The following is a 7,077-nucleotide window of genomic DNA, read 5'->3' as shown; positions in this document are numbered from 1 at the left end:
GAGCAGCGCGGGCCGCCGCACCCGCAGCCACTCCGCGCCCGCCTCGGGGTTCGCGAACCGCAGGGCGCTGGGCAGCCCGGCGAGCTTCTTGCGGGCCGGCGAGTCGTCGGGCTCGGTGATCGCACGGCAGGACGTCAGCAGCCGGACGGTCCGCTCCAGCATCCTGGCGCGGGCCAGCTGCACCTCGCCCGGGCGGTCCAGGGTCTCGGTGAGCCCGTGCAACAGCGGCATCAGACAGCCCGGCACCTCGTACTGCGGCAGCTCTGTGTCGACGGCCCGGACCAGGCCGAGGGCGACGAAGTCGTCGAGGGTGGTGCGGGCGGCGGACACGGAGCAGCCGGCGAGCGCGGAGGCGGTGTGCGGGTCGACGTACCCCTCCGGGGCCAGTGACAGGTAGCGCAGTATCCGGGCGGCGGGCCCGGGCAGCGAGGCGTAGGAGTGCCGGAAGACCCGGGCGAGGGCGGGCCCGTCGCCGTCACCGTCCACGTGCAGCTGCTTGGCCAGGTCGGCCACGGATTCCTTGGGGCGCTCGGCGAGCCAGCCGCCGGCGATCTCCAGGGCAGCGGGTTCGGCGCCGCACAGCTCGACCAGCGACTCGGCGGAGCGCGGGTCGCAGGTCACCCGGACGGAGCCGGTGTGCCGGGTCAGGAACTCCAGCGCCGCCTTGGTGTCGAGTCCGCCGAGCGTGCAGGGCCGTACGTCCGGGATGCCGGTCAGCGGCCCTTCGGCGACGGCCACGACGAGGCAGTCCGGGGAGTCGGGCAGCAGCGGGTCGACGTGCTCGGCGTCGCCCGCGTCGTCGAGCAGCAGCACGACCCGGCGTACGGACAGCCCCTCGCGCAGGCGCTCGGTGAGGTCGTCGGCGGACTCGCCGGGAGGTGCGGGCAGTTCGAGCGCGGTCAGCAGGTCACGGGCGACGCGTTCGGTCGGTACGGGGGTGCCGTCGGGGCCGGTGAGCCGGGTGCGCAGGGCGCCGTCCGGGTAGGCGTCCGCGACCTGGCGCAGCAGTTCCTCGGCGAGGGCGGTGCGTCCGGTACCGGGGCGGCCCGCGATGAGCAGGACGCGGGCGCGGGGGGCTTTGCGGCCGGACAGGGTGTCGAGTCCGGCTCGCTCGATGTCGGCGCGGAGCTCCTTCAACTCTCGCCTGCGCCCCAGGAACTGAGGGGCCGTCACGTCTTGACCCCGACGGGTGCGGCGCCGCTTGCGGGACGCCCCCGAGGACCCCTCACCCGCCGCTGCGTCGTCCGACTCGACCGCCTGATCCGTCACGGGCCACGCTCCGTCTCACCCATCCCCTCCGGGGGTCGGCAGGGGCGATTGCGAGCCTAGTTCAGGGTGTGCGGGTGCCCTGGGCGAGCGGCGCGGCGAAGTCACCCGGTCGGATCAGCAGATGGTCGCACGAGCGTGCACCGGGACCGCCTCACCGGCGGACGCGCGCCGAGGGCGAGCGGTGAGGACCCGAGCCCCAAAGGGAAGGCGGGAAACTGCGCGACCGGCCACGCCGGGCTCCGCACCCTCGACGGCCGAGCCCGGCGGAGCTACGGCGCTCAGGCCTCGAACGGCCGCGCCGGCCACTCGGCCTCGGCCGGGCGAAGGGCCTCGACCCCGTCACCGGCCAACGCCGCACTGAGCGAGAGCGCCCCCACCACGAGGCAGTTGTTGTGCAGGTCGCCGCCGAGCACGCCCCGCACCAGGTCCGCCAGGGGCACCCGAGCCAGCTCCATGTCGGCCTCCTCGTCCTCCACCTCGAACCGCTCCCCCTCCGCCTCGGAGAGATCGCGGGCGAGGAAGATGCGCACGGCCTCGGAGCAGCCGCCCGGCGTCGTGTAGACGTCGGTCAGCACGCGCCAGTCCTCGGCCTTGACGTGCGCCTCCTCGTACAGCTCGCGCTGTGCGGCGTGCAGCGGGTTCTCGCCGGGGATGTCGAGGAGGCCGGCCGGGATCTCCCAGAGCTTCATGGCGACGGGGTGGCGGTACTGCTTCAGGACGAGGACCCGCCCCTGGTCGTCGAGGGCGAGGACGGCCACCGAACCGGGGTGGACCTGGTAGTCCCGACGGGCCACGGACCCGTCGGGCATGACCACGTCATCGGTGCGCACGGAGGTCTTGTTCCCGACGAACGGGGTCTCGGTCGCCCGGACCTCCCACTGCTCGGCGGTGTCCTTGAGCGGCGTCCTGGCCGTCATGTCGAAAGTCCTCCCACGTGCGCAAAAGAAACCGGGGCACGTGCCGCATAAGGCACGCACCCCGGTAACCGTACATCTCTTGTGTGACAGGTCTTACTTGGCCTTCTTGCCCGCGGTCGAACCCTCGGCGGCGGCCACCTTGCGCTCCACGGCGGCCTTCACCAGACCGGCGAAGAGCGGGTGCGGACGCGTCGGGCGCGAGCGCAGTTCCGGGTGCGCCTGGGTGGCGACCAGGTAGGGGTGGATCTCACGCGGGTACTCGACGTACTCGACGAGCTTGCCGTCCGGGGAGAGGCCGGAGAACTGCAGACCGGCCTTCTTCTCCAGCTCGGAGCGGTACGCGTTGTTCACCTCGTAGCGGTGACGGTGGCGCTCCTCGACGTACTCCTTGCCGTCGTACACCTCGCGGGCGATGGAGCCCTCGGCGAGCTTGGCCGGGTACATGCCGAGCCGCATGGTGCCGCCCATGTCGCCCTCACCGGCGACGATGTCGAGCTGCTCGGCCATGGTGGAGATCACCGGGTGGGCCGTGGCGGCGTCGAACTCGGTCGAGTTGGCGTCGGGGATGTCGGCCAGGTTCCGCGCGGCCTCGATCACGATGCACTGCAGGCCCAGGCAGAGGCCGAGCAGCGGGATCTTGTTCTCGCGGGCGAACTGGATCGCGCCGACCTTGCCGGACACGCCGCGGTCGCCGAAGCCGCCGGGGATGCAGATCGCGTCCACGTCGCCGAGCTGCTTCTTGGCGCCGGCCGGCGTCTTGCAGTCGTCGGACGTGACCCACTTGATCTTGACGCGGGCCTTGTTGGCGAAGCCGCCGGCGCGCAGCGCCTCGGTCACCGACAGGTAGGCGTCGGGCAGGTCGATGTACTTGCCGACCAGCGCCATGACGATCTCGTGGTCGGGGTTGTGGACGCGGTCCAGCAGGTCGTCCCAGGTCGTCCAGTCCACGTCGCGGAACGCCAGGTCCAGCTTGCGGACGACGTACGCGTCCAGGCCCTCGGTGTGCACGACCTTCGGGATGTCGTAGATCGAGCGGGCGTCGGGGCAGGCCACGACGGCGTCCTCGTCGACGTCGCACATCAGCGAGATCTTGCGCTTGATGGCGGTCGGCACCTCGCGGTCGCAGCGCAGCACGATCGCGTCGGGCTGGATGCCGATGTTGCGCAGGGCGGCCACGGAGTGCTGGGTGGGCTTGGTCTTCAGCTCGCCGGAGGGGCCGATGTAGGGCAGCAGCGAGATGTGCACGACGAAGACGTTGTCGCGGCCGACCTCGTGGCGGACCTGACGGACGGTCTCCAGGAACGGCAGCGACTCGATGTCGCCGACCGTGCCGCCGACCTCGGTGATCACGACGTCGACAGCGCCGTCGGAGGACGTCGCCATGCGGCGGATGCGGTGCTTGATCTCGTTCGTGATGTGCGGGATCACCTGGACGGTGTCGCCCAGGTACTCGCCGCGCCGCTCCTTGGCGATGACCTGCGAATAGACCTGGCCTGTAGTGACATTGGCACTGCCGTCCAGGTCGCGGTCGAGGAAGCGCTCGTAGTGTCCGATGTCGAGGTCGGTCTCGGCCCCGTCGTTGGTGACGAACACCTCACCGTGCTGGAAGGGGTTCATCGTGCCCGGGTCGACATTCAGGTACGGATCGAGCTTCTGCATGACGACGCGGAGGCCCCGTGCCTTGAGCAGCATCCCGAGGCTGGAGGCGGTGAGGCCCTTGCCGAGGGAGGAAGCGACACCCCCGGTGACGAAGATGTGCTTGGTCGTCGTGGATTTGGGCGTCATGGCCAAGAGGGGGCTCCCGTGGTCGCGGTCTGGAGGTGCGTACCGGCGTGCTCTCCGGACTTTCGGGGGAGGCGCCGTCGCTGCGGTTCGGGGGTTCTATGACCACCGGCTCACGGGCTACCAGGGTATCAGCGACGCGGCGAGGGTGCTTCCGGCCACGCTCCGTGCACAGGCCGCCACGTGCACACCACCTCCTCACCCGGTGCTCACCCGTTCGGCGCAGGCGCGTTGCCGGGACCGGCACGCAGATCACTTGGGTGCGTCGTATCCTGCTCGGACACTCGGCTGGCGAGTCACGCAGGAAAACGGCACCACAACGGCAACACCCCCGCCCGTTCCCGACCGTTCACCGGAACAAGCAGTCCGATCACCGGTGTTTTTGCCGGAACAACCGGCTCGTCAGTTCGTTTGACAACGACGTATCAAGACGACGTATCAAGACGATCCGTTGACCCCACCTTTTTGACCGTTGACCGCTGAGACCGCATTGCGATCGCCCCACGACACATCGTCGCAGTTCAGGGGCGTACGTGGCCGTTCGACTGGAGATGCACGTGGCCGGGCGCATCGAGGATTACGCACTTATCGGAGACATGCAGACCGCAGCCCTGGTCTGCCGGGACGGCACAGTTGACTGGCTGTGCCTGCCACGCTTCGACTCGCACGCCATTTTCGCCGGGCTGCTCGGCACCGAGGACCACGGCTTCTGGCGCCTGGGCCCGGCCCATGCGGCCGACGCGGAGCCACCGACGGCGGCACGCCGCACGTATCGCGGCGACTCGCTGATCCTCGAGTCGGAGTGGGACACCCCGCGCGGCACGGTCCGCGTGACCGACTTCATGCCGCCGCGCGACGGCGCGCCCCAGCTGACCCGGATCGTGGAGGGCGTCAGCGGACGCGTCCCGATGCGCTCGGTGCTGCGGATGCGCTTCTCGTACGGGCGGATCACCCCGTGGGTGCACAAGGTGGACGGACGGACGGTCGCGGTGGCCGGGCCCGACTCCGTGTGGCTGGACTCGGAGACCGAGACGTACGGCAAGAACCTGACGACGTACTCGGACTTCACGGTGGCGCCCGGTGACCGGGTCGCGTTCACCATCCAGTGGCAGCCCTCGCACCACCAGCAGCCGCCGCTGCCCGACCCGCAGGGCGCCCTCACGGCGACCGAGGACTTCTGGCGCGAGTGGGTCGAGCACTGTACGTACCACGGTCCGTACCGCGAGGCGGTCGTACGGTCCCTGATCACGCTGAAGGCACTGACGTACGCGCCGACCGGCGGCATCGTCGCCGCCCCCACCACCTCGCTGCCGGAGGAGATCGGCGGCGTACGCAACTGGGACTACCGCTACACCTGGCTGCGGGACGCCGCGATCACGCTCTCCTCGCTGCTGCGCACCGGGTACCGCGAGGAGGCCCGGGCCTGGCGCGAGTGGCTGCTGCGCGCGGTCGCGGGCGACCCGGAGAACCTGCAGATCATGTACGGCATCGCGGGGGAACGGGAGTTGGGCGAGGCGGAGCTCGACTGGCTTCCCGGGTACGAGAATTCGGGCCCGGTCCGCGTGGGCAACGGCGCGGCGCACCAGCTGCAGCTCGACGTGTACGGCGAGGTGACCGAGGCGCTGCACCTGGCGCACATGACGGGACTCGCGCGCAACGACTACGCCTCGCTGCTGCAGTTGAAGCTCATCCGCTACCTCGAAGGGCACTGGGACGAGCCCGACGAGGGCATCTGGGAGGTGCGCGGACCGCGCCGGCACTTCGTGCACTCGAAGGTCATGGCGTGGGTCGCGGTCGACCGCACGATCAAGCTCATCGAGTCCGGTGACGCGGACGGGCCGCTGGAGAAGTGGCGCGAGCTGCGCGACGACATCCACCGCGACGTCTGCGAGAAGGGCTACGACAAGGAACGCAACACCTTCACGCAGTCCTACGGCAGCAAGGAGCTCGACGCCTCGCTGCTGCTCATTCCGCAGATGGGCTTCCTGCCGCCCGACGACAAGCGCGTCATCGGGACCATCGAGGCGATCCAGCGGGAGCTGTCGACCACCGACGGGTTCATCCTGCGGTACCCGACGGACGGCGAGGACGCCGGCGTGGACGGGCTGCCCGGTGACGAGGGCGCGTTCCTCGCCTGCTCGTTCTGGATGGCGGACGACCTCGCGATGATCGGCCGGGTCGACGAGGCCCGCAAGCTCTTCGAGAAGCTGCTCGCCCTGCGCAACGACCTGGGGCTGCTCGCCGAGGAGTGGGATCCGCGGCTGCAGCGGCAGGTGGGCAACTTCCCGCAGGCCTTCAGCCACGTGCCGCTGATCGACACGGCACTGCGGCTGACGGCGAGCGGGGCCTACGGGGGCTGACCTCGCAGGGCCTCGGGTACCGTCCGCAGCATGGACAGCACCTCCCCCGCGTACACCTCCCCCGGCGGCATCACCGTGCAGCGCGCCCTGGAGCTGCCGGGGCTGCGCAGCGGGCTGCCCGAGGTGGTGGCGGGCGGGGAGCGGCTGCAGCGGACGGTGCGCTGGGTGCACGCGGGCGAGGTGCCCAACATCGCGTCGCTGCTCAAGGGCGGCGAGCTGCTGCTGACCACGGGGTACGGCATCGGGACGCGGCCCGCCGAGCAGCGGGCCTTCGTCCGCAAGCTGGCCGAGCGGGGCATCGCGGCGCTGGTGATCGAGCTGGGGCAGCGGTTCACGCGGCTGCCCGCGGCGCTGGTGGAGACGGCGCGGGCGGCGGGCCTGCCGCTGGTGCAGCTGCACCGGGAGGTGCCGTTCGTGACGGTCACCGAGGAGATCCACACCGAGATCGTCAACGGTCACTATGCGCTGCTGCAGCGGGCCGAGGAGGTCCACCGGCGGTGCACCGAGGCGCTGCTCGACGGCGGCGGGGTGCCCCAGGTCCTGCGCATCCTGGCCGAGTTCAGCGGGAACCCGGTGTTCCTGGAGACGGCCGACGGCCAGCTGTTGTACGCGGCCGGGGACGGCTCCGAGGTCGCCGACCCGCTCCAGGTGTGGGAGGGCATGCGTGCCACCCACAAGGACGAGCCGCCCGGTGGGGCCGTGCTCGTGGACGTACCGGGCGGCGGCCCCGGCGCGGGGTCCGTGCGGGC

General features: G+C 70.9%; 5 protein-coding genes. 2 read left to right on the top strand and 3 right to left on the bottom strand.

The features are described from left to right. From G3I40_RS41035 to G3I40_RS41025, 3 genes are all read right to left on the bottom strand, one after another. The coding region (locus G3I40_RS41035; RefSeq protein ID WP_203645737.1) for an ATP-binding protein at positions 1–1,137 on the bottom strand (1,137 nt) is incomplete at its 3' end. 410 nt (positions 1,138–1,547) lie between these two features. Then, positions 1,548–2,186, bottom strand: a complete 639-nt coding sequence (locus G3I40_RS41030) for an NUDIX hydrolase (RefSeq protein WP_164559898.1) — start codon at positions 2,184–2,186, stop codon at positions 1,548–1,550. Positions 2,187–2,279: 93 nt separating this feature from the next. After that, the gene (locus G3I40_RS41025) at positions 2,280–3,971 is read right to left on the bottom strand and encodes a CTP synthase (protein WP_164559897.1); all 1,692 of its coding nucleotides are present in this window, start codon (positions 3,969–3,971) and stop codon (positions 2,280–2,282) included. 554 nt (positions 3,972–4,525) lie between these two features. Between G3I40_RS41025 and G3I40_RS41020 the strand changes: the two genes are divergently transcribed. Both G3I40_RS41020 and G3I40_RS41015 read left to right on the top strand, forming a co-directional pair. Further along, positions 4,526–6,328, top strand: a complete 1,803-nt coding sequence (locus G3I40_RS41020; RefSeq protein WP_164559899.1) for a glycoside hydrolase family 15 protein — start codon at positions 4,526–4,528, stop codon at positions 6,326–6,328. A gap of 30 nt (positions 6,329–6,358) precedes the next feature. Then, a partial coding sequence (locus tag G3I40_RS41015) for a PucR family transcriptional regulator ligand-binding domain-containing protein (RefSeq protein WP_203645733.1) occupies positions 6,359–7,077 on the top strand: 719 nt, incomplete at its 3' end.

This window comes from Streptomyces sp. SID14478, assembly GCF_010548525.1.
GTDB lineage: Bacteria > Actinomycetota > Actinomycetes > Streptomycetales > Streptomycetaceae > Streptomyces.
This window is presented reverse-complemented; position numbering and strand designations above follow the sequence as displayed.